A 21,088-nucleotide genomic window follows, 5' to 3' on the forward strand; every position below is an offset into this window, starting at 1 on the left:
CGGCCTTGAACTTCGCCATGTCGCAGCCGATCTCCTGCGCGTGCTTCTCGTACGTCGCGCGATCGAGCGACTGCTGGTTGGCGAAGAGCTTGTCGTGCATCTCCCAGAACTTACCCTGCTCGTTCGCCGCCATGGCGGCGATCGCCGACGGCATCGCATTCTGGTGGAACGGGAGCGGATGGTTCTTCCAGACGACCTTGACCTTGTCGCCGTAGACGTCTTCGATCTGCTTGAGGGTCGGACCGACCCTCGAACAGAACGGTCACTGGTAGTCGGAGAATTCCGCGATGACGATCGGCGCCGTCGCGTTCCCCTTGACCGGCGACCCTTCGGTCTTGACCGTGTAGACCTTGTTCGGATCCGGCCCCTGCTGCTGCGCGGGCGGCGGAGCCTTTGCCGCCTTGGCGACATCGTTCTGGAGCCCGAGGACGCGCGCGTCCATGGCGGCGACCTTGTCCCCGAGCTCTTTCTTCAGGTTCCTCGCCTCGGTCCAGGCGAAAACACCGATCACGAGCGCCGCCGCAGACAGCACGACCGGCAGCCACTGGGCTGCCCCCGCTCCTCCGCTTCCTGTCTCGACCGGCCCCGTCTCATTCGGCCGTTCGCGGCCGCTTCTCTTTCCCATTGAAACCTCCGGACCGAAGAATCTACACGGAGAGTGAGAGTTTGTCCTGCTGTTCCTTGACCGCCTTCGCCGAGGCCTGCAGGTCGGCCTTTTCCTTGTCGGTCAGGGCGATCTCGTAGATCTCTTCGACCCCGCCCGACCCCAGCTTGACGGGCACGCCGACGAAAGATCCGGAAATCCCGTACTGCCCGGTGAGCCAGGCGGCGCACGGAAGCACCTTCTTCTTGTCGTGGAGGATCGAGGCGACCATCTCGACCGACGACGCCGCGGGCGCGTAGTAGGCCGACCCCGTCTTCAGGAGCGCGACGATCTCCGCCCCGCCGCCCGCCGTCCGCTTGACGATCGCGTCGATCCGGTCCTGCGGCAGGAGCTCCGTGAGCGGGATCCCTCCGACGGTCGTGAGACGCGGGAGCGGCACCATCGAGTCGCCGTGCCCGCCGAGGACGAGCGCCGAGACGCTCTCGACGGAGACGCCGAGCTCCATCGCGATGAAGGAGCGGTACCGGGCGGTGTCGAGGACGCCGGCCATCCCGAGGATGCGCTCCTTCGGGAACCCGGTGACCTCCTTCGCCACGTAGGCCATGACGTCGAGCGGATTCGAGACGACGATGACGATCGCCTTCGGCGACGTCGCCTTGATCTTCGCCGCGCAGTCGCTGACGATCTTCGTATTGATGTTGAGGAGGTCGTCGCGGCTCATCCCGGGCTTGCGTGCGACCCCCGCGGTGAGGACGATGACGTCCGAGCCCGCCGTGTCGTCGTAGCTGTTCGTTCCCTTCACGTTCGCGTCGAACCCATGGACCGGGCTCGCCTCGAAGAGGTCGAGCCCCTTCCCCTGCGGCGGCCCCTCGAGGATGTCGAGGAGGACGACGTCCCCGAGCTCTTTGAGGGCGCACCCCATGGCGACGTGCTCGCCGACGAAACCGCCTCCGATGACCGTGATCTTCTTGCGCATGACGACGCTCCTCAGGGATTCGGACGCATGGACGCGCCAAATTAGCACCGGCCCACGGTGCCGCCAAGCGGTACGATCGGACCGTGCGGCTCGCGATCGTCCTCTTCGGTGCGCTTGCCGTCGCGACGCCCTCCGCCGCCGGCTCGCGGCGCGTCGACGTCGGCGGATTCAAGCTCAACCTCCACTGCGTGGGGAACGGCTCGCCGGTCGTCGTCCTCGATGCCGGGGCCGGGGACAGCTCGGACACGTGGGACTGGGTCGTCCCCGACGTCCGGCGCTTCACGAGGGTCTGCACCTACGATCGCGCCGGGCTCGGGAAGAGCGACGCCGGCCCCTTCCCGAGGACGAGCGACCGCATCGCCGACGAGCTGGAGCGCCTTCTCGTCGGCGCTCAGGTGAGCGGGCCCTACGTGCTCGTCGGCCACTCGTTCGGCGGGCTCAACATGCGCCTCTTCGCGTCGCGTCACCCCGAGAGCGTCGCCGGGCTCGTGCTCGTCGACGCGACGCCCGAGGACTTCCCGGCGAAGGAGGCCGCGCTCCGGACGCAGGGCGAGAACGAGAAGCTCCGCACCGCGCGCTCGCTGGGCACGCCGACGTTCCGCTCGGAGCTCGACGCGATGCCGGCAAGCGCGTCGCTCGTGCGGGCGGCCAGGCCGACGGAGTCGCAGGTCGTCGTCCTGAGCGCGGCCCATGCCGAGGACTCTCCCGCATTTCGCGACACGTGGGCGGCGCTCCAGCGGCAGATGGTCGCGGCGTTTCCTCACGCGCGCCAGGTCCTCGCCGACCGAAGCGGGCACTACATCCAGTACGACCAGCCCGAGCTCGTCGTCGACGCGATCCGCGACCTCGTCAATGGGTCGAAGACAGCGCCTTCTCCAGGTCCGCACGGAAGCTCGGATTGACCTTGAACCCGAGGGTCTCCGAGCGCGTCATCGCCGCCTGCGCCTCCTGCAGCCGCCCGGACATCCAGTAGGCGACCGCGAGGTTGTTCTCCGCGAGCGGCTGCTTCGGGTCGCGCTTGAGCGCGGTCTCCCACGCGGCGATCGCCTCGTCCGTGCGCTTCAGGTCGAAGAGCGCGTTCCCCTGGAAGAAGAGGACCTCCGCGGGCGCTTCGTGAACGTTGAGCGTCGTCGGCGGGTTCATCGTCTCGAGGGACTGGATGCGCTGCTCGACGATGTTGCGCTCGCGATTGATCGCGGCCTCCTGGGACGCGGAGGTTCCCATCTCCCCGGCGGTCGCGGCTCGGCTCGCCGCCGCCTCGAGCTGCGCGAGGTTCATGCGGAGCTGTTGCAGCTCGTCCCGCGATTTCGCGTAACGCTCCGTCTCGAGCTCGACGATCGCCGAGGACATCGAGCGATAGGCGCTCTCGGCATCTCGGAACTCGCGGAGCGCGTCCTCGAAGCGGCGCTCGCGCATCGCCAGGTGCCCGAGACCGAGATGCGCCTGGGGGAAATCCGGGACCGCTTTCATCGAGGCGCCGAAGGCCTCACGTGCCTTGCCGAGATTGCCCTTCGTGAGCGCGGACATGCCGCGTTCGGACTCGGCGATCGCCCTCCGGAGGGCTCGCTCTTGCGGCTCAGAAAGGGACCAGGCGGCGGATGTCGCCACGAACAACGCGGCAGCGATGACCGGCCACCTGCGCATCGCCTCCTCCTGGTGCTTTCGAAGATACGCCGAGGTTCAGTACTGGACCAGGGATCCTTCACGCTTGGCCCGGCGGATGGCGATCCGGGCGCCGAAAAGCCCCAGCGGGACGAGGATCGCGGTCAGGACCGCGAGGCGGCCCAGCTCGCCGGAGACCTCGGAGAAGCTCGCCCCTTTGAGGAGCGCCCCGCGGACGACCTTGAGCGACCAGCTCATCGGCAGCCAGGCGGAGATGGCCCGGACCGAATCGGGCAAGAGCTTCGAAGGGAAGAACACGTTGCCGAAGAACATCGTCCCCATCGAGAGGATGAAGTTCACGGGGTCGCCACGCTTGAAATAGAGGATGAACGACGCCGAGAGCATGCCGATACCCGCGGAGGAGAGCAGCGTCAGGACGATCCCGCAGGCGAGCGCGAGCGGGCTCTTCACGTCGAGGTGGACACCGAAGATGAAGACCGCGGAGAGCAGATAGATGACGAGGCGGAGCGCGCCCCAGGTGAATTCGTACGCGGTCGACGAGAAGATGACGACCGAGGTCGGCGTCGGCGAGACGAGCATCGCCTCCAGCGTGCCGAGCACCTGCTCGCTCCTCACCTTGTCGGAGAACGCCGAGAGCGCGGTCGAGAAGTAGATCTGGAACGCCACGCCGACCAGAAGCCAGGGGAACGGCTCGATCCCGTCGAGCCCTTCGGTCGCGGGATTGACCATCTTGCTGAAGAAGTAGAAGCCGCACACGGCGAAGAGCATCCCGCCGAGCTGGAGCACGAACGCGAAGCGGTACGAGACGTCCGAGAGGAAGTCGCGGACGAGGAACGCCCAGAGCTTCTTGAGAAGACGCATCGCCCTAACCCTTCGCCTTCTCGGATTCGAGGAGCCGCGCGAACGCCTCCTCGAGATCGGGCTCGATGCGGTCGCAGGAGTGAACGACCGCACCCGCCGCCATGAGCGCGTGGAGGACGTCGCTCAGGCGCCCGTCGCCGTCGAGTGCGACGACGAGACGCACGCTCCCGTTGACGCGCTCGTCGGAGACGATCTTGAACGGCCCGCGGACGCTCTCGAGCGGCACCGCCGAGATGTCGATCTTGAAGCGGCGCTCGTCGATCCCCCAGCGCCGCACCTCGGCGATCGTCCCGGTCTGCCGGACCGTCCCCTGGACGAGGATCGCGATCCGGTCGCAGAGCGCCTCGGCCTCCCTCAGGTTGTGGGTCGCGAGGAGGATCGTCTTCCGGTCGCGGCCCTTGAGCTCGTCCTTGATGAACGCACGCAGCGAGAGCGACGACGCGGGATCGAGGCTGCGCGTCGGCTCGTCCATCAAGAGGATCGGCGGGTCGTGGAGGAGCGCCCGCGCGATCGCGAGCCGCTGCTTCATCCCCGACGAGTATCCCGAGAAGCGACGGTCGGCCGCCTCGACGAGGTCGACCTTCCGGAGCAGCTCGTCGATCCGCGCCTCCATCGCCTTTCCCGGGACGTCGTAGAGACGCGCGAAGAAGCGCATGTTCTCGCGGCCAGAGAGGCGCCAGTAGAACGAGCGCTCGTCGGAGTGCACGAACCCGAGCTTCGGCTTGACCTTGTTCTCCTGGCGGACGTCGGTGCCCGCGATGACCGCGCGGCCGCGATCCGGAAGGATCAGGCAGGACAGGATCTTGACGAGCGTCGTCTTCCCCGCGCCATTCGGCCCGAGGAGGCCGAAGATCTCTCCTTCCTTGACGTGGAGATCGACGCCGCGGAGCGCCGCGACCTGCTCTGCCGCGCCGAACGGTCGGCGGAGGATCTCGGCGAGCGCGCGCTTCTTCGCGAACGACTTCTCGAGCTGGAACCCCTCGATCGCGTAGTCCACGCCGGAACCGCGCCTCAGAGGGCGGCGGCGAGCGCCGCGTCGTAGTCCGGCTCGTCGCCGATCTCGCGCACGAGCTGCGCGTGGACGACGCGGTCGTCACGGTCGATGACGACCACGGCGCGCGCCGTGAGCCCCTCGAACGGACCGTCGACGATGAGCATCCCGTAGTCCTTCGCGAAGGCGCGGCCCCGCATCATCGAGAGCGGGACCGCGTTCGCGAGCTTCTCGCCGCTGCAGAAGCGCTTCATCGCGAACGGCAGGTCGGCGGAGACGACGAGGAGGACGGCATCGTCGCGCCCGCTCAGCCGCTCGCTGAACTTTCGCGTCGAGGCGGCGCACACTGATGTGTCGAGGCTCGGGACGATGCTCACGATCTTGGTCTTCCCGGCGAACGTGCTCAGGGTCGCGTCGGCGAGTTTGCCGTCAACGAGGCGGAAATCCGGTGCCTTGTCGCCGACGCGCGGCAACTCGCCCGACGTGCGGCAGGGTGTGCCATCCAGCGAGATATCGGCCACAGGGGCGGCAGGTTAACACGCACCGAACGGGCCCTCTCGACCTTTCGGCCGCAACGGGCGTATTAAGGGTCGACGTCCTCAAGCGTGGAGTTCACCATGAACCTCCGTTCCGCCGCCGCCGTCCTGGCGCTGTCCCTCATCGCCGTCCGTGCCGTCGCCGCCGACGCGAAGCCCGCCGCTCCGCCGAAGCCGGCCGAGAAGCCGGCGCCTGCGGCCGCGAAGGCCGCCGCGACGGTCTCGATCTCCGGCAAGGTCGCCGGCCCCGGAGGGAAGCCGGTCGCGAGCGCCGTCGTGCGTGCGATCCCCGTGGCGTCGCGCACGACGACCTTTTCGCTGCGCGGAGGCGGGCCGCCGGACGTTCCGAAGGCGGTCGTCGCGAAAACCGACGAGAAGGGAGCGTTCAAGCTCGACGGGCTCACCGGCGGGCCGTTCTCCCTGCGCGTCGAGGCCCCGGGGCTCGCTCCGGCGTTCGCGGCGAGCGTCCCGGCGGGCGCTTCGCTCAACCTGAGTCTCAAAGCCGGCCTTCCGGTCTACGGCCGCGTCCTCGACCTGACGACACAGAAGCCGATCGCCGGCGCCACCGTCACCGCGCTCGAGCAAGACGCCGCGCGGTTCGGACGCGACGCCGCGCACACGGTGACGTCCGCGGAGAACGGCACGTTCAAGATCGCGGATTGCGCCTCGGGCGTCGTCACGGTCGCGGCGATCGCACCGGCGAAGGCACGCGCCGAGCTGGAACGCGTCGCCGTCCGCGCGCTCCCCGACGGCGAGGAGCCGAAGTACGAGGCGAACACGCTCTTCCTCCGCCCGGGCGGCCGCCTCGCGGGCCGCGTCCTCGGCGCCGACGGGAAGCCGGTCGCCGACGCGATCGTCGCCGCGAGCGCGACCGACGGCAGCCTCATGGCGATGATCAAGGAAGGGCGGCTCGCGCGGCGCACCGACGAGAAGGGCGCGTTCGCCTTCGACGGCGTGCCGGCCGGGAACAAGTACACGCTCCGCGCGACGAAGCAGGGATTCGCCGCCGACGAGGCCGGCCCGTTCCAGGTCGACCCCGGAACCGATCGCGGCGACGTCGACCTCAAGCTCGAGACCGGCGCGTCGCTCGCCTTCCGCCTCGTCACCGCCGACGACACCGGGGTGAAGGACGTCGACGTGCGCCTCCAGGCGCAGAACGCGCGGCGCGGGCGCGGCTTCGGCTTCGGCGGCGGCAACGACGTCGACCGCGACAAGATCGTGCCGCAGGGCGACGGAAAGTTCCTCGTCAAGGCGCTCGAGGCGGGCACGTTCGACCTCACGCTGGCACCCGTCGACTTCGCCGACGTCACGAAGGAAGGGCTCAAGCTCAAGAGCGGCGAGACGCTCGATCTCGGAACGCTCCGCGTGAAGGAGTCGAAGAGCGTCTCCGGAAAATTGACCGACGTGAACGGCCAGCCGGTCGCCGGCGCCGGGGTGTCGGGGCTCTGGTTCGACGGCACGACCCCGCACTCGCGCGAGACGAAGTCCGCGGCCGACGGCAAGTTCAAGCTCTCGGGGCTCGGCGACGATCCGATGCGCAACCTCTGGGTCCGCGCGGACGGGTTCGCCCAGGCGTCCCGTGAAGGCGTGGCCCCCGGCGACACCGCGGTCGACTTCGTCCTCGAGAAGACGGGAAGCGTGATCGGCAAGGTCGTGCTCGCGAACGGCGCCCCGCCGCCCGCGTTCCGCGTGCAGGCGTTCCCGGAAGCGAAGGAGAACGAGGAACGGCCGGGTCTCAGGCTCGTGATCCGCAATCGCGCCGACGAGGACAAGGTCTTCGCCGACGCCTCGGGCAACTTCCGGCTCGACAACGTCGACCCGGGGATGATGACGATCGCGGTCCTCGCCGACGGCAAGGCGCCCTCGAAGAAAGCCGGCGTCAAGATCACCTCCGACGAGGTCACCGACATCGGCACCGTGCGTCTCGAGGACGGGCGCACGCTGCGCGGCCGCGTCATCGCGGCGAAGGACGACGCGCCGATCCCGGGTGCTACGGTCACCGTCACGCAGCCGCAGGGGTTCGGCCGGATCATGAGCGGCGATCCGCCGGCCGGGTCCGCGATCACGAGCCTCGACGGGCACTTCGAGATCGCCGGCCTCGAGGCGCGCACCTACGCGGTCGATGCCGGTCAGCCCGACTACTCCCCCAGCTCGGGGCGCGTCGAGATCGTCGCCGATCAGGACCCGGACGACTTCATCATCCATCTCTCGAAGGGCGGAACGATCACCGGCATGGTGCGCGACGCGAACCGCCAGCCGATCCCGCAGGCGGGCGTGCTCCTCGTCAGCCCGAGCCGCGGCGACGGCGGGCCGCAGTCCGCTTCCACCGGCCCGGACGGACGCTACACGTTCGACAAGATCGCGCCGGGCGACTACATGGTCATCCGCGCGCCGTCGGGCGGCGGACCGCTCATGCTCTTCGGCGGGATGAAGAGCGTCGCCGTCCGCGAAGGCGAGGTGACGACCTACGACATCGACGAGGCGGCAAAGGTCAACGCGAGCGGCCGCGTGCTCAAGGCCGGGCAGCCGGTGCCGAACGCCATGGTCTTCTTCACGACCCCCGACCCGAACGGCGAGGCGGGCGACCTCCGCCAGACGCGCACCGACGAGAACGGCCACTACCAGATCGGGCTCGACAAGGGCGGCACCTACATGGTCATGGTCACGACGATGTCCGGGATGTTCGGCGGCGCGAGGAGCGCCGTCTCGGTCGAGGTTCCGGACGGGCCGAACCCGGTCGTCGACGTCACGCTCAAGGGCGCGTCGATCACGGGGCACGTGACGAGCAACCAGGACGGGAAGCCGGTCTCGGGCGCCGTCGTCACCGCGTCCGCCACCGGGAGCGCCGCGAGCGGCACGACCGGCGGCGGCCACGGCGGCCTGCAGGGCGCCAGCCAGCCGGACGGCAGCTTCTCGGTCGACGGCGTCGACGCGGGCACGTACAAGCTCACGGTCGCCGCGTCGGGCTACCGCAATGCCGAGATCCCGAGCGTCGCCGTCTCGGGCGACGCCGACACGCCGTCGGTCGAGGTCCACATGGACAAGGGAGGCACCTTGCACGGCCGCGTCGTCGACGCGGGCGGGGCCGGCATCGCGGGCGCGATGGTCATGGCGGCGCCGTCGGGCACCGTGCCGGCGAACCGCGAGGCGCTCCCGGCGACCTCCGACATCAACGGCGGATTCGTCCTCACCGTTCCCGCCGACGGGCCGATCGACGTCACCGCGGTCGCGGCCGGGTTCCCGGCGGCGCGCGTGAACGGCGTCGTTCCCGACGCCGACTCGGACCTGGCGATCACGGCGCCGCGCGGCGCGCCGCTCCGCCTCACGGTGCTCACCGCGGACGGCCACCCGGCGGTCGGCGCGAGGGTCGTCTGCCGCGCCGTCCCCGCGTTCCTCGGCAGCGACTTCGCCAGCTTCCTGAACCCGATCCCGCCGACCGGAGCCGACGGCGTCGCGGTCGCGACCTCGCTCGCGCCAGGCTCGTACGAGCTGACGGTCTCGCTCAACCAGCAGCGCGCGACCAAGGCGTTCAACGTCGTCGAGGGCGGCCAGAGCGTGCAGGTCGTGACGCTGCCCTGACAGCCCGCGGCCCCGTCGCTACAATGCGCGGCTGTCCCAAGGAGCCGCCATGTCCACGACCACGCCCGGATCGCCGCTGACCGTTCTCTCCGAGGACGAGACGCTCTTCCGCGACTCGGTGCGCGCCTTTGCCGAAGCGGAGATCGTGCCGATCGCCCGTTCGATGGACCAGGCGGGGCGTTACGACGCGGGCCTCCTCCCGAAGCTCTTCGAGATGGGGCTCATGGGGATCGACGTCCCCGAGTCGTACGGCGGCTCCGGAGGCACCTTCTTCCAGGCGTGCCTCGCCGTCGAGGAGCTCTCCTACGCCGATGCCGCGGTGGGCGTGCTCGTCGACGTGCAGAACACGCTCGTCAACAACGCGGTCGAGCGCCACGGGACGGCGGCGCAGAAGCAGCGCACGCTCGCGCGCACGGCGAAGGACACCGTCGCCTCGTACTGCCTCTCCGAGGCCGGTTCGGGCTCCGACGCCTTCGCGCTCCAGTGCAAGGCGACGAAGGACGGGAACGCCTACCGGCTCGACGGGCACAAGCTCTGGATCACGAACGCGGCCGAGGCGGAGATCTTCCTCGTCTTCGCGACCCTCGATCCGAAGGCGGGCTACAAGGGGATCACCGCGTTCCTCGTCGAGAAGTCCGATCCGGGCTTCTCGCTCGGCAAGCGCGAAGACAAGCTCGGCATCCGTGCCTCGTCGACGTGCGAGATCCTCTTCGACGGCTGCCGCATCCCGGCGGACCGGCTCCTCGGCGAAGAGGGCAAGGGCTACAAGCTCGCGATCGAGACCTTGAACGAGGGCCGGATCGGCATCGGCGCGCAGATGCTCGGCGTCGGCCAGGCCGCGCTCGACGCGTCGGTCCGCTACGCGAAGGAGCGAGTGCAGTTCGGCAAGCTACTCTCCGACTTCCAGGCGATGCGCTTCCAGCTCGCCGACTCGGCCTGCCGCCTCGAGGCGGCGCGCCTCCTCGTCTACAACGCCGCGCGCCTCCGCGACGCGGGGCTGCCGTTCGTCCGCGAAGCCGCGATGGCGAAGCTCTTCGCGAGCGAGGCGGCGGAGATGATCTGCGCGCGCGCCGTCGAGGTCCTCGGCGGGAACGGCTACACGAGCGAGTACCCGGTCGAGAAGTACTATCGCGACGTCAAGATTGGAAAGATCTACGAGGGCACGACCTTCATGCAGCTCTCGACGATCGCGAAGGCGCTCCTCGATTGAGCGACCTCTTCCTCCGCGCCTGCCGCGGCGAGCGTGTCGAGCGGCCCCCCGTGTGGCTCATGCGCCAGGCGGGCCGCTACCTCCCGGAGTACCGCGAGGTCCGATCTCGACACGACTTCTGGGCGGTCTGCTCGACCCCCGAGCTCGCGGTCCAGGTCACGCTCCAGCCGATCGAGCGGCTCGGCGTCGACGCCGCGATCCTCTTCTCCGACATCCTCACGCCCGCGCCGGGCATGGGCCTGTCCGTCGGCTTCCATCCCGGCCCGGTGATCGACCCTCCGGTCCGTACCAAGGCCGACGTCGATCGCCTCCGCATCCCCGAGATCGAGAGCGCCGTGCCGTTCGTCTTCGAGTCGATCCGCATCCTGCGGCGCGAGCTTACGGGCAAGGTCCCGCTCATCGGCTTCGGCGCCTCGCCGTTCACCCTCTGCGCGTACCTCTGCGAAGGCGAGGGCTCGCGCTCGTTCGAGCACTGGAAGGGGATGCTCTACAGCGCTCCCGACGTCGCGCACGCCCTCCTCGAGAAGGTCACCACGACGACGATCGCCTACCTCGTCGCGCAGGTGAGGGCCGGCGCGCAGGTCATCCAGGTGTTCGACACGTGGGCCGGCCTCGTCTCGCGCGCCGACTACGAGACGTTCGCCCTCCCCTACGTGAAGCGCGTGATCGCGGCCGTGAAGCAAGCCGGCGTCCCCGTCATCTACTTCGCGCTCGACGCGGCGCACCTCGCCCCCGCCGTGAAGACGAGCGGCGCCGACGTCCTCGGCTGCGATTGGCGGACGAGCCTGACCGACGCTGCGCGCGCGTTCGACGGCAAGCACCCGATCCAGGGGAACCTCGACCCGTGCGCCCTTCTCGGCGACGTCGCGACCGTCAAGCGGAGGACCGAGGCGATGCTGACGGAAGGCGCTTCGCTCGCGGGCCACCTCGCGAACCTCGGCCACGGCATCTTGCCGAATACACCGGTCGCGAACGCCGTCGCGTTCGTGGAGACGGTGAAAGCGTTCAGGGGACAGTAACCAGGTTTTTCCTACACAGGCTGGGTTTTCCCGCGTACCACCCACGGTACGTTTTGTACCATCGTTGGTACGCGGCGAAATGGACCCCTCTCAACCCGGTCTACGAGCTTCCGATGAGGATCCCGCTGAGGAAAACGAGCACGCCGCCGACGACGACCTGGAACGCCGCCTGGAGGAACGGCGTGTCCATGTAACGATTCCTGATCCACGCGATGACGAACAGCTCGACCGCGACGACGCACGACGCCACCGCCGTCGCGACCATGAACTTCTCGATGAGAAACGGCAGCGCATGGAACACGCCGCCGACGAACGTCATCGCGCCGCACACGACGCCGCGCAGGAGCGGCTTCCCCCGCCCCGTGAGGCTGCCGTCGTCCGAGAGCGCCTCGGCGAACCCCATGCTGATCCCGGCGCCGACCGACGCCGCGATCCCGACGCGGAACGCGTCCCACGAATTGTGCGTCGCGAACGCCGACGCGAAGAGAGGCGCCAGCGTCGACACCGACCCGTCCATCAACCCCGCGAGCCCCGGCTGGACGACCTGGAGAACGAAGAGCTGCCGCGCCGTCCTCGCCTCCGCCGCGCGCTCCGACGCCGGCTGATGATCCGGGTCGAACGTCATCGACGTGTCCTCGTGCTTCCGCTCTTCGGCCGCGAGGTCGCCGAGCAGCTGCCTCAACTCGGCATCCTTGGCGTGCGCGGCGGCCTTCTCGTAGAAGCGCGCCGTCTCGAGCTCCATGAGCGCGACTTGCCGCCGGATGCTCTCGGCCGACGGGATGCGCAGGGCCTGCACCGGATCGCGCCGCACGAAACCCCGAACGTCGTGCCGCCTGACAAGCGGAATCTCCTCGCCGAACTTCCTGCGGAACATGTCGATGAGGCGGTGCCGGTGCGTGTCTTCTTGGACGGACATCTCGTCGAGCGACGCCGCCGCGCCCGGATAGTTCGCACGAAGCAGCCGCGCGAACTCCCGGAGGATCCGCGCGTCCTCTTCTTCCAAGGAGATGGCCAGCGCCAGGACCTCTTGCGGCTTCAGGTCCCTGTACCGTCGACGTCGCATCGGTGTCCCCCGGTGCCGTGGTGGCCGGGGAGATTAGCACTTCGGGCAGCGACGGACCGCGACCGTTCCCGGTGCGTTGGATCCACCGCATCGGAGCGTATCTCTCGGATATCACGCCTCCGTTTCGCGGTATAACTGCGGCATCGGACCCGTCGTCGGCCCCGAATTGTCGCTGTGAGCGCGTGATGCGGATAGCTCAAAGACTGATCGTCTTCAATCCCACCAGATGAGCGTTCCTCGGTGCGTAGTCGCACATTCCATGGTGTTGGCGACTGCTTTAGCAGGCTGCAACCAAGGCGCAAGATTCACGCGCACAGGCCAAGCCGACTTCGTGGAAGTGCGCAACGAGTACACGCTTGTGCTTCTGCGCCCCTCGTTCTTGCAGGCAGCTCTTGGATCCAACTGGGAATCGCAGACGCTGTACTTGAATCCGCCAACGTTCTCGCCCGAGTGCGAGCTCATCACGGGCCTTCGACCCTTTCGGCCCCTCGCGAAGGGCGATCCCGTGCTGACTCTGGGTTGCACCGGATGGGAAACCGGGACGGCGTTACTGTATTCCGTCGAAAACGGCAGTACTGTCGCCCTTCGCATCAATCTTCGAGCTCATCGTATTCAAGCCGATCCTCCGGTGAAGCCTAACGGTCCACCGAGATTCCTTGCAGATGGAGGATTGGTGTTCAATTGAGGCGCCTGCGATGACCCGTCCGCCCAGCTACGGCGTCAACCGGCCCGTCCGTCGCGCGCGTTACGCGTTGCGATAGGCGTTCGGATTACGGATGCGAACCGCAATACGCATGGCGTTGCTCGTGGTGGCTGCGGCAGGGATAGCCAACGCCGCTCTTGCCGTTATTTGGCGCGGTACGGTCGAACATCAACTCACTGCCCTGTTCGCACCGCTCTGGGTCGGTGTTCCCGTTGGGCTGTGCGCTCTTGTCACCTTCCTTCTTTTCATGGCAAGCAAACAGCGAGGTCTGCGCCTGATGTCGCAAGCGCTCCTTGTTCTCGCCTTCTTCGCCGTATCGCTACCACTCTCCGCGCGGTTGGGTGGCTACTTGCAGTACCGCGACATCGTAGCTGCCAAGAACTATTGCGAACGTCTCGTGCCATTGCTTGAAGAGCATCGAAGAAGGCGTGGCAGCTATCCGATGCGAATCGAGGAGCTGCAGCCGGCGCCGCCACCTCCTCCTCGTCACCTGAGGCACGGCGACTACTACAGGAGCAATGGTCAGCAGTTCGACTTCTTCGTGGTCAACAACGGCAGCTTCTTGGAGTACTACACATTCGACAGCACGAGGCGAGAGTGGAAAACCTGGACCTAAGCTCGTCCAACCTTCGCGACAGGCGTCGCTCGAGACGCATCTAGGACGACGGTGAGCGTTGACACCTGCTGGTCGATGTTCGAGCAAGTGCTCGCAGGCTCGGTTTCCATCTCGGAATTCGAGCGATGGTTGTACTCGTCGGCCGACCTAGAAGAAAAAGTGGGTGCAGAGGATTATCAGTCTCTCCTTTCGCTCGAGTTCTCTGCTCCGCGCGCTCGCCATGATCTTAGTCGGCTCCTCCTCGACATTTATGACCGACATCGTCCTGGCGGTTTGGCGCGCGACCGAGCGGAGCGACTAGCCAAGGGGCTGCTCGATGGTACGGTCGAATTGTTTGCCGCCGTCAGAGGCCTGGCCGAGCTTCACAGCGAGGGTCACGTGTGGGTTCCGGTCGTTTTCGTGGGCATTGATTCCGAGCTCGGTGAAATTCCTCGGCCAGGGCAATATGCGTTGTGGGACGATAAGGCGCTCGCCGCACGACTCGAGGCAGCGCGACCGATGATCGAGCACTGGCGACGCGTGGCAGTCAAAGCCGCGAAGGAGATCACCGGTGATCGCTGAGTGCCTCGCGCGAGGGGCTAGGCTCTCATGAGCACGAACCTCGATACGTCGCTGGCGTATCTTCGCGCTCTTGAGAGTCGAGCGCCGCACATGACGAAGACCGGCCCCAACTCGGGAGGACTCACCATGCGCCGATTCGCGATCTCGCTCGCACTAGCTGTCGCCGTCGCAATGATCGTCACGGCTTCGATGCCGGCGCGCGCCCAGATGCAGGATCAACATCCCTACGGGACCGGCCCCGAAGCGAAGGCGATGCTCGAGAAAGCGGTGGCCGCGCTGAAGCAGAACAAGGAGAAGGCCCTGGAGATGTTCAACAAGGGCGAGGGCGGCTTCAGGGACCGCGACCTCTACGTCTTCTGCGCCGACGCGACGGATGGGAAGCTCACCGCGCACCCCTACCTCAAGGGCGAGCCTCTTCAGGACATTGTCGGGAAGAAGGGTTTCCCCCTCGGCAAGGCGATCATGGACACCGCCGTCGAGGGGAAGATCCAAGAGGTGACGTACTGGTGGCCTCGCCCCGGCGGCGACAAACCCCTCGAGAAGCACACCTACTTCACGAAGGTCGTCGGTCAGAACTGCGGCGTCGGGTTCTACAAGGACTAAACCCACGGGTCGTCCAACTCGAAGCTCGTTCGTACGTAGACAGACATATGGTCGGCTCGATTCGCCCCGGTTGGATGGCCGCATTCCTGCTGCTCTCGCTCGTCGCCTGCGCGCCTTCGGGCGACGCGACGTCCGCGAAGCACTCCGCCGAGCTTCACGTCCACACCGATCCGGATCTCGCGCGGCGCCTCGACTCTTGGCGCGCGGAAGCCGGGGTGCCGGGCCTCGGGGCGGCGATCCTGCGCGGCGACGACCTCGCGGTGGCGGTGGCGGGTGCGCGGCGGATCGATCAACAGGAGCCACTCGTCACGACCGACGCGTTCCACCTCGGGTCGGACACGAAGGCGATCACCGCGTCGGTGGTCGCGCGCCTCGTCGATCGCGGCGTCCTGCGATGGAACGAGACGCTGAGCGAAGCGATGCCGGACATCGCCGACATGGATGCGGCGTACAAGCCGGTCACGCTGGACATGCTCATGCGCCACGTCGCCGGGCTCCCGCAGAACGGAGCGTTCACGCCCGAGTTCACGGCGGGGTTCGACGACGAGCACTGGCCCCTCGCCAAGCAGCGGGCGTGGATGGCGCAACGCTTCCTCTCGCGGCCGCCCGCATTTCCGCCGGGGACGAAGTTCGCGTACTCCAACTACGGCTACCTGATCCTCGGACACGTCGTCGAGCGCGCCACGGGCGCCGAGTGGGAAGAGCTGGTGCGCCGCGAGGTCTTCGATCCGCTCGGGATGGCGGGGTGCGGGTTCGGCCCGACGGCGACCGACGTCGCGCCCGCGAACAGCTGGGCGCACGACATGAAGGATGGACGTTACGTCCCCACGGGAGAGGACAACCCGCCGCTGATCGGGCCGGCGGGCACGGTGCACTGCACGCTGGAATCGTGGGCGCGCTTCGCTCGCGCGCACGCGTTTCCCGACGACGGCGGCTGGATCAGCGCCGCATCGATGGCGCACCTGCACGAAGGGCACCCATTCGAGGGTGTCAGCTCGGGGAAGAACATCGCGCTCGGTTGGGGCGTGACGCGCACCGATCCGCCGCGGCTCACGCACACGGGGAGCAACGGCTACAACGCGGCCGACATCGTCGTGATCCCGGCGCGCCACGCGGCGGTGCTGGTCGTCGTCAACGCCGGAGACGATCGCGCCCTGGCTCTCTCGGGCAAGGTGCGTGACGCGCTCGTTCAAGAACTCTTGGCCGAGAACAAGCACGGCTGAGTCGTTCGATCGGCGTTACAGTACGCGCCGATCATGACGAACAGGGCATCGCGCATCGGAAGAGTGATGGACCACCCCGACCTTCAATTGCGCGAAGCGGCCCCGGCCGATGTCGCCGGGCTCGCGACGATCCGCGCGCGCGAGTGGGGCAGCGAGCCTTACTGGATCGATCGGATCGGCGGCTACATGCGAGGCGAGAAGAATCCCCAGCAGTCTCTCGCGCCGAGAATCGTCCTCCTCGCCACCGAGGGCGAGCAGCTCGTCGGGTTCATCGCCGGGCATCTCACCGAGCGCCACGCGTGCGAAGGCGAGCTCGAGTGGCTGAACGTGATCGAGGAACGCCGCGGCGGAGGGATCGCCGGCGTTCTTCTCGACGCCCTCGCCGCATGGTTCGCGAAGCACGGGGCGAAACGGATCTGCGTCGATGCCGGTCCGGCGAACGCCCGGGCGCGAACGTTCTACTCCAAGCACGGCGCGCGCGAGCTGAGCCCGCACTGGATGGTATGGGACGACATCGCGGCACACGGTGATCGATGAGTCCCTTCGTCTTCGACGAGCTCGCGCTCCAGCAGCTCGAGGTCATGTACCGGTCGCGCGACGCGGGCCGCCGGCGCAGCCTGGCCCGTGAGGCGCTCGGCGCTCGCGCCGGCGATCGCGTCCTCGACGTCGGGTGCGGGCCCGGTTTCCTCTCGGCGGAGCTCCTCGCGGAGGTCGGTCCGTCGGGTGCGGTCGTCGGGATCGATGCCAGCGCACCGATGCTCGCGGCGGCGGCTCGACGCTGCGAGGCGCTCGGCCACGCGTCCTTCCATGCGGGCGATGCGACGCGGCTTCCCGTGGACGATGCGAGCTTCGATCGCGTGATCTGCGTTCAGGTGCTCGAGTTCGTCCCCGACGTCCCCGCGGCGCTTCGAGAGTTCCACCGTGCTCTACGTCCCGGCGGTCGCGTGCTCGTCTGGGACATCGACTGGTCGACGCTGTCGTGGCATTCGGCGGAGCCGGAGCGGATGCGGCGCATGCTCCAGGCGTGGGACCGGCATCTCGCCCACCCGGCGCTACCGCGCACGCTCACCACGGCACTTCGCGACGCGGGCTTCACCGACGTCCGGGCCGAAGGGCACGCCTTCACGACGAACGTCCTCGATTCCGAGACCTACGGCGGCCTTTCGCTCGGAATCGTCGAGCGCTACCTCATGGGTCTCGACGATCTCGACCGCGAGGAGACCAAGTCGTGGGCCGACGAGCAGCGCGATCTCGGTCGGCGCGGCGAGTACTACTACTCCGTCACGCAGGTGTGCTTCACCGCGACCCGTCCCGCGACTTCCGAGTGAACTCACCCGCGGTCGCTGCATCCGCAGAAGACGCCGCTGATCGTGCCATGGGAGCTACCTTTCCGCTCGCTCACGGGTATTTATCAGGGAGTCGCCCGTCGCGTACGGATGCCGAACCGAGACCCCTCGTCGCATCGGGGAGGGAAGGAGGCACTCGTGAACAACAAGGTCCTCGTGACTCTCTTCTGTCTCGCGCTTGTCTCTGTTGGAACCTCGGGATGCGGTCAGAAAGACGTGCTGACAGACGGGCCGGACACCCTCTTCCTCACGGGAACGGTCTCATCGTTCGCACGAGAAGGCAGGTGCTGGTCGATCACCACGGTGGGTGGCAAGGTCTACGAGCTGATGAACCTGCCGGGCGCGTTCAAGGTTGAAGGGATACCCGTGAAGGCAGTGGTCAACCTCCGGGTCGACATGCCCAGCATGTGCATGCTCGGCCCAATCGCCGAGGTGCTTCAGATAGCCAAAGGTCCTTGATCCGCCGCGGCCCTTGAGGATCGACTAGCTGTTGTCCCCGTCGAGCAGTCTTCCCAGACCGCCGAGGAGCGAACCCTCTTCGCGTCCGCCCCTTCCCGTCTGCGGCGCCGCGGCGTAGATTCGGCCCGCGAGACGCGAGAGCGGGAGCGACTGGATCCACACCTTGCCGGGCCCGCGCAGCGTCGCGAAGAAGAGACCCTCGCCGCCGAAGAGCGCCGTCTTGACGCCGCCGATCATCTGGATGTCGTAATCGACGGTCGGGACGAAGCCGACGATGCAACCGGTGTCGATGCGCAGCAGCTCGCCGGGGCCGAGCACGCGCTCCTTGATCGCTCCGCCCGCGTTCAAGAAGCACCAGCCGTCGCCTTGCAGGCGCTCCATGATGAAGCCTTCTCCGCCGAAGAAGCCGACGCCGAGGCGCTTCTGGAAGGCGATGCCGAGGCTGACGCCCTTCGCGGCGCAGAGGAACGAGTCCTTCTGGCAGATCAGCTCGCCGCCGATCTCACCGAGGTTCACCGGGATGATCTTGCCGGGGTAAGGGGCGGCGAAGGCGAGACGCTTCTTCCCCTGCCCTTGGTTCATGAAGGCGGTCATGAACATCGACTCGCCGATGAGGATGCGCTTGCCCGCGCCGAGGAGGGCGTCCATGAAGCCGCCCGAGGGCTTCGAGCCGTCGCCGAAGATCGTCTGCATCGCGATCCCGTCTTCCATGTACATGAGCCCGCCGGCTTCGGCGAGCGCCGCTTCCTGCGGGTCGAGCTCGACTTCGACGTACTGCATGTCGTCGCCGAAGATCTCGTAGTCCACCTCGTGCATGTGGGGCATGGGCGTCCTTTCGCGGCGCTCTCGTGGGCGCCGTCGGCGGATTGTACGCAAGCGGCTTCAGGCGGTTCCCGAGAGAACCGTAGCGGAGTTTCGGAAGCTGTCCCTCTTCTCTTAGTTACACACGCTCTGGCTGCGATCGATCTCGGTGAGATCGGAGCGGGTGCCGGCGGGCGATTCGACGTTGTCGACATGGGCGGTGACGAGGATGTAGGCGTCGACGCCGGGCTGCTGCCCGGGCCCGAAGGCGACCTCGAGGCGGCCGCCGCCGGCATCTTGCGTCGTCGCCGCGCACGACGGGGCGACCGGCCCATTCGTGCCGTGGTCGTACGCGCCGCTCCTGAGCGTGTCGAGGCGTCCCCAGTAGACGTTGTAGCGCTGCGCCGAGGCGAGCGGGTTGAACGCGACGTCGATCGTGCCGTCGGGGAGCTTGGCCTCGGTGAGGTTCGTCACCTCTCCCGGGCGCGGCTTCTGCCAGCCGTAGAGATCGAGCCACGCCGCGTCCAGCTCGACCTGATACGCATCGCCTGCGGTGCTCGCCACGGGGGCGGACACGACGCGGATCGCGGTCGTCGCGATGTCGGAGCGCGTGATCGCCGGCCAGTCGTACTCCCCCGCGCCGGGCGGGAGCGCCGGGTTCTTCGTCAGCGTCGCGGAGACCTCGCGGAGCGTGGGGACGTTGGGCAGCGCCAGGAGCTTCTCCGTCGGATAGTCGGCGTTCGAGGCAGGCTGGTTCGGGCCGCCGCCGCCGACGATCGGCGTGTAGAAGTTCCAGTTCGTCGTCGTGTAGCTGTAGCCGGCCGGCGCGCGAAACGTGCCGGTCGGCGACGCCTCGATGCGGTAGAAATCGTCGGTGACGGTGCCGGAGGTGCGATAGCGCACGCCGGCGACGACCTTCACGATCTGGTCCTCGTCGTAGTAGTCGGGGAAGCCGGTGACGCGAACCTCCTCCTGGCCGATGCCGAGCTGGATCGACGCGGTCGCGCCGCCGTCGGCGTCGTCGAAGGCGGCCGACGGGTTCGCCACGGTGCCGCCGTTCGCCGCCTGCGACTTCGTCGGCAGGAGGCGGCGGATGCGCTTGAGGTAGCCGTAGTTGGCGTTCGTGATCGAGGTGCGCTGGGTCCCGGTGTCCTTCGGCCCGAGGTTGGCACCGCCCCCCGCTTCCCACACCTTCTCGCGGATGATCGTGTAGCCGGTCATCGTGGGATGGATGTCGTCGAGGTTGAAGGCGTCGCGGCAGATCATCCCGTCGAAGCCGGTGCACTGGACGTTCTGGTCTTCGTGCGCGAACTCGGCGGCGACCTCGTTGACCGACGCGCGGCGCGCCTGGCCCCACGCGAGATCGCGGAGGATGCGGTTGACGATCGGCAGCCACGCCCGGTGGAAGGCGGTCGAGTCTCCCGAGTAGCAGTTGTAGGCGAGGTTGTCGTAAAGGGTGTTGAGCGAGATGTCGGCACCGGGGATCTGCGAGGTGAAGGCCGAGAGGACCTCTTGCAGGTTCTCGCGCGAGTCGAGAATCTCGTCGACCGCCTTGTTGATCTGGGCCTGCGTCGGCGTCCCCGAAGGGTCCACGTCCCGCAGATCGTTCCCGATCATCGAGATCGTGATCAGGGATGGCGGCGGGACCATCGCCATCACGCGGAAGACGTTGTTGTTGTCCGCCGTGTCGTCGACGAGGAGGTCGTCGGTCTTCTGTCCGCTCACCGCCGCCTGGTCGAGGGCCACCGTGATTCCACCCGTACAGCCGAGCCGGCTCTGCTCCTGCTTCGCGTAGTAGAACGACGACGTGTCGAAGCAGACGTTGAAGTTCGCGGCGATGCTGTCCCCCATCGCGGTGTAGCGGTAACTCCCCGTCTTGAGGGCCCCAATCGCATGGTCGAACTTCGCGAACCGCGAGAAGCCGACCGGTACCACGTAGCCGGGCGTCGGAACGCTGACCGAGTCGAAGCGGGAGAACGAGCCGCGCCAGCCCGCGGGATCGGCGGCCAGGATGAGGTAGCAGCCGTTCCCCGGCGAAAACGCGAACTTGCCGTCGGCCCCGGTCGTGACCGCCTGATCGAACGCGCCCCCGACGTCGCGCGTCCCGTAGACCTCGACCTGGACGGACGGGAGCGAGGGCTCGCCGGCGTCCTGGATCCCGTTCCCGTTCCGGTCGTCGAACGCCGTCCCCGAAACCGATTGTCCCCAGGCGGGAACCGACGCGGCGAGGACGAGCCCCAGCACGACCACCTTCGACGTCATGGAATCTCCCCCGATGCCCCCTTCACTTATACGCTAATCTGGCGAGCGGTTC

Annotated in this window: 20 protein-coding genes; 11 read left to right on the forward strand and 9 right to left on the reverse strand. The window is 67.8% G+C overall.

Annotated features, from left to right (window positions below; genetic code table 11):
* Positions 1-262 precede the first annotated feature (262 nt).
* Together VFV19_12620 and mdh are read right to left on the reverse strand one after the other, a co-directional pair.
* Positions 263-625, reverse strand: coding sequence for a hypothetical protein (locus VFV19_12620; protein HEX4825142.1), 363 nt, complete (start codon positions 623-625; stop codon positions 263-265).
* A gap of 22 nt (positions 626-647) precedes the next feature.
* Positions 648-1,580, reverse strand: a complete 933-nt coding sequence (gene mdh / locus VFV19_12625; protein ID HEX4825143.1) for a malate dehydrogenase — start codon at positions 1,578-1,580, stop codon at positions 648-650.
* Positions 1,581-1,663: 83 nt separating this feature from the next.
* Between mdh and VFV19_12630 the strand changes: the two genes are divergently transcribed.
* Entirely contained in the window at positions 1,664-2,482 is an 819-nt protein-coding gene (locus VFV19_12630) for an alpha/beta hydrolase (protein ID HEX4825144.1), read from the forward strand.
* Here VFV19_12630 and VFV19_12635 read toward each other — a convergent pair.
* From VFV19_12635 to tpx, 4 genes are read right to left on the reverse strand one after another with little or no spacing between them, the layout of a single operon-like run.
* A complete protein-coding gene (locus tag VFV19_12635) occupies positions 2,430-3,224 on the reverse strand; it encodes a tetratricopeptide repeat protein (GenBank protein HEX4825145.1) in 795 nt (264 codons plus the stop codon). The two genes, VFV19_12630 and VFV19_12635, sit on opposite strands and share 53 nt — an antisense overlap.
* A gap of 36 nt (positions 3,225-3,260) precedes the next feature.
* Entirely contained in the window at positions 3,261-4,064 is an 804-nt protein-coding gene (locus tag VFV19_12640) for an ABC transporter permease (protein ID HEX4825146.1), read from the reverse strand.
* A gap of 4 nt (positions 4,065-4,068) precedes the next feature.
* Positions 4,069-5,061, reverse strand: a complete 993-nt coding sequence (locus tag VFV19_12645; protein ID HEX4825147.1) for an ABC transporter ATP-binding protein — start codon at positions 5,059-5,061, stop codon at positions 4,069-4,071.
* Positions 5,062-5,075: 14 nt separating this feature from the next.
* Positions 5,076-5,576, reverse strand: coding sequence for a thiol peroxidase (tpx, locus tag VFV19_12650; GenBank protein ID HEX4825148.1), 501 nt, complete (start codon positions 5,574-5,576; stop codon positions 5,076-5,078).
* Between the two features lie 96 nt (positions 5,577-5,672).
* Here tpx and VFV19_12655 point away from each other — a divergent pair, with 96 nt between their 5' ends.
* From VFV19_12655 to hemE, 3 genes are read left to right on the forward strand one after another with little or no spacing between them, the layout of a single operon-like run.
* Entirely contained in the window at positions 5,673-9,170 is a 3,498-nt protein-coding gene (locus tag VFV19_12655) for a carboxypeptidase-like regulatory domain-containing protein (GenBank protein HEX4825149.1), read from the forward strand.
* Between the two features lie 49 nt (positions 9,171-9,219).
* Positions 9,220-10,380 carry an acyl-CoA dehydrogenase family protein gene (locus VFV19_12660; protein HEX4825150.1) on the forward strand — a complete coding sequence of 387 codons (1,161 nt, stop codon included), beginning with the start codon at positions 9,220-9,222 and terminating at the stop codon, positions 10,378-10,380.
* Entirely contained in the window at positions 10,377-11,399 is a 1,023-nt protein-coding gene (gene hemE, locus VFV19_12665) for a uroporphyrinogen decarboxylase (protein HEX4825151.1), read from the forward strand. Before VFV19_12660 ends, hemE begins: the two co-directional genes overlap by 4 nt.
* Positions 11,400-11,499: 100 nt before the next feature.
* On the opposite strand, the gene VFV19_12670 is transcribed toward hemE, so the two are convergent.
* Positions 11,500-12,462 carry a ferritin family protein gene (locus VFV19_12670; GenBank protein ID HEX4825152.1) on the reverse strand — a complete coding sequence of 321 codons (963 nt, stop codon included), beginning with the start codon at positions 12,460-12,462 and terminating at the stop codon, positions 11,500-11,502.
* Between the two features lie 794 nt (positions 12,463-13,256).
* On the opposite strand from VFV19_12670, the gene VFV19_12675 reads away from it, so the two are divergent.
* The 7 genes from VFV19_12675 to VFV19_12705 all read left to right on the forward strand — a co-directional run bounded on the left by VFV19_12675 (position 13,257) and on the right by VFV19_12705 (position 17,973).
* Positions 13,257-13,781 (forward strand): hypothetical protein, encoded by a 525-nt coding sequence (locus VFV19_12675; GenBank protein ID HEX4825153.1) that lies wholly within the window; start codon positions 13,257-13,259, stop codon positions 13,779-13,781.
* A gap of 51 nt (positions 13,782-13,832) precedes the next feature.
* Complete coding sequence (locus tag VFV19_12680) at positions 13,833-14,342, forward strand: hypothetical protein (GenBank protein ID HEX4825154.1); 510 nt, start codon at positions 13,833-13,835, stop codon at positions 14,340-14,342.
* A gap of 126 nt (positions 14,343-14,468) precedes the next feature.
* Positions 14,469-14,945: a cache domain-containing protein gene (locus VFV19_12685; GenBank protein HEX4825155.1), complete on the forward strand. Its 477-nt coding sequence runs from the start codon at positions 14,469-14,471 to the stop codon at positions 14,943-14,945.
* Positions 14,946-15,019: 74 nt separating this feature from the next.
* Entirely contained in the window at positions 15,020-16,168 is a 1,149-nt protein-coding gene (locus VFV19_12690; GenBank protein ID HEX4825156.1) for a serine hydrolase domain-containing protein, read from the forward strand.
* Positions 16,169-16,201: 33 nt separating this feature from the next.
* Positions 16,202-16,705 (forward strand): GNAT family N-acetyltransferase, encoded by a 504-nt coding sequence (locus VFV19_12695; protein ID HEX4825157.1) that lies wholly within the window; start codon positions 16,202-16,204, stop codon positions 16,703-16,705.
* Positions 16,702-17,496, forward strand: a complete 795-nt coding sequence (locus VFV19_12700) for a methyltransferase domain-containing protein (GenBank protein ID HEX4825158.1) — start codon at positions 16,702-16,704, stop codon at positions 17,494-17,496. Before VFV19_12695 ends, VFV19_12700 begins: the two co-directional genes overlap by 4 nt.
* A 156-nt stretch (positions 17,497-17,652) precedes the next feature.
* Complete coding sequence (locus VFV19_12705) at positions 17,653-17,973, forward strand: hypothetical protein (protein HEX4825159.1); 321 nt, start codon at positions 17,653-17,655, stop codon at positions 17,971-17,973.
* 24 nt (positions 17,974-17,997) lie between these two features.
* Here the strand turns inward: VFV19_12705 and VFV19_12710 are convergent, their stop codons facing one another.
* Both VFV19_12710 and VFV19_12715 read right to left on the reverse strand, forming a co-directional pair.
* Positions 17,998-18,789: a TIGR00266 family protein gene (locus VFV19_12710; protein HEX4825160.1), complete on the reverse strand. Its 792-nt coding sequence runs from the start codon at positions 18,787-18,789 to the stop codon at positions 17,998-18,000.
* A 120-nt stretch (positions 18,790-18,909) separates the two neighbouring features.
* A complete protein-coding gene (locus tag VFV19_12715; protein ID HEX4825161.1) occupies positions 18,910-21,036 on the reverse strand; it encodes an SGNH/GDSL hydrolase family protein in 2,127 nt (708 codons plus the stop codon).
* Positions 21,037-21,088 lie beyond the last annotated feature (52 nt).

Source organism: Candidatus Polarisedimenticolaceae bacterium, assembly GCA_036275915.1.
GTDB lineage: Bacteria > Acidobacteriota > Polarisedimenticolia > Polarisedimenticolales > DASRJG01 > DASRJG01.

What these genes read in the sequence shown, in the direction of transcription:
- VFV19_12620 (HEX4825142.1), bottom strand. Translation starts at nt 625, where the DNA reads ATGGGAAAGAGAAGCGGCCGCGAACGGCCGAATGAGACGGGGCCGGTC.
- mdh (HEX4825143.1), bottom strand. Translation starts at nt 1,580, where the DNA reads ATGCGCAAGAAGATCACGGTCATCGGAGGCGGTTTCGTCGGCGAGCAC.
- VFV19_12635 (HEX4825145.1), bottom strand. Translation starts at nt 3,224, where the DNA reads ATGCGCAGGTGGCCGGTCATCGCTGCCGCGTTGTTCGTGGCGACATCC.
- VFV19_12640 (HEX4825146.1), bottom strand. Translation starts at nt 4,064, where the DNA reads ATGCGTCTTCTCAAGAAGCTCTGGGCGTTCCTCGTCCGCGACTTCCTC.
- VFV19_12655 (HEX4825149.1), top strand. Translation starts at nt 5,673, where the DNA reads ATGAACCTCCGTTCCGCCGCCGCCGTCCTGGCGCTGTCCCTCATCGCC.
- VFV19_12660 (HEX4825150.1), top strand. Translation starts at nt 9,220, where the DNA reads ATGTCCACGACCACGCCCGGATCGCCGCTGACCGTTCTCTCCGAGGAC.
- VFV19_12670 (HEX4825152.1), bottom strand. Translation starts at nt 12,462, where the DNA reads ATGCGACGTCGACGGTACAGGGACCTGAAGCCGCAAGAGGTCCTGGCG.
- VFV19_12675 (HEX4825153.1), top strand. Translation starts at nt 13,257, where the DNA reads ATGGCGTTGCTCGTGGTGGCTGCGGCAGGGATAGCCAACGCCGCTCTT.
- VFV19_12685 (HEX4825155.1), top strand. Translation starts at nt 14,469, where the DNA reads ATGCGCCGATTCGCGATCTCGCTCGCACTAGCTGTCGCCGTCGCAATG.
- VFV19_12690 (HEX4825156.1), top strand. Translation starts at nt 15,020, where the DNA reads ATGGCCGCATTCCTGCTGCTCTCGCTCGTCGCCTGCGCGCCTTCGGGC.
- VFV19_12695 (HEX4825157.1), top strand. Translation starts at nt 16,202, where the DNA reads ATGACGAACAGGGCATCGCGCATCGGAAGAGTGATGGACCACCCCGAC.
- VFV19_12700 (HEX4825158.1), top strand. Translation starts at nt 16,702, where the DNA reads ATGAGTCCCTTCGTCTTCGACGAGCTCGCGCTCCAGCAGCTCGAGGTC.
- VFV19_12710 (HEX4825160.1), bottom strand. Translation starts at nt 18,789, where the DNA reads ATGCACGAGGTGGACTACGAGATCTTCGGCGACGACATGCAGTACGTC.
- VFV19_12715 (HEX4825161.1), bottom strand. Translation starts at nt 21,036, where the DNA reads ATGACGTCGAAGGTGGTCGTGCTGGGGCTCGTCCTCGCCGCGTCGGTT.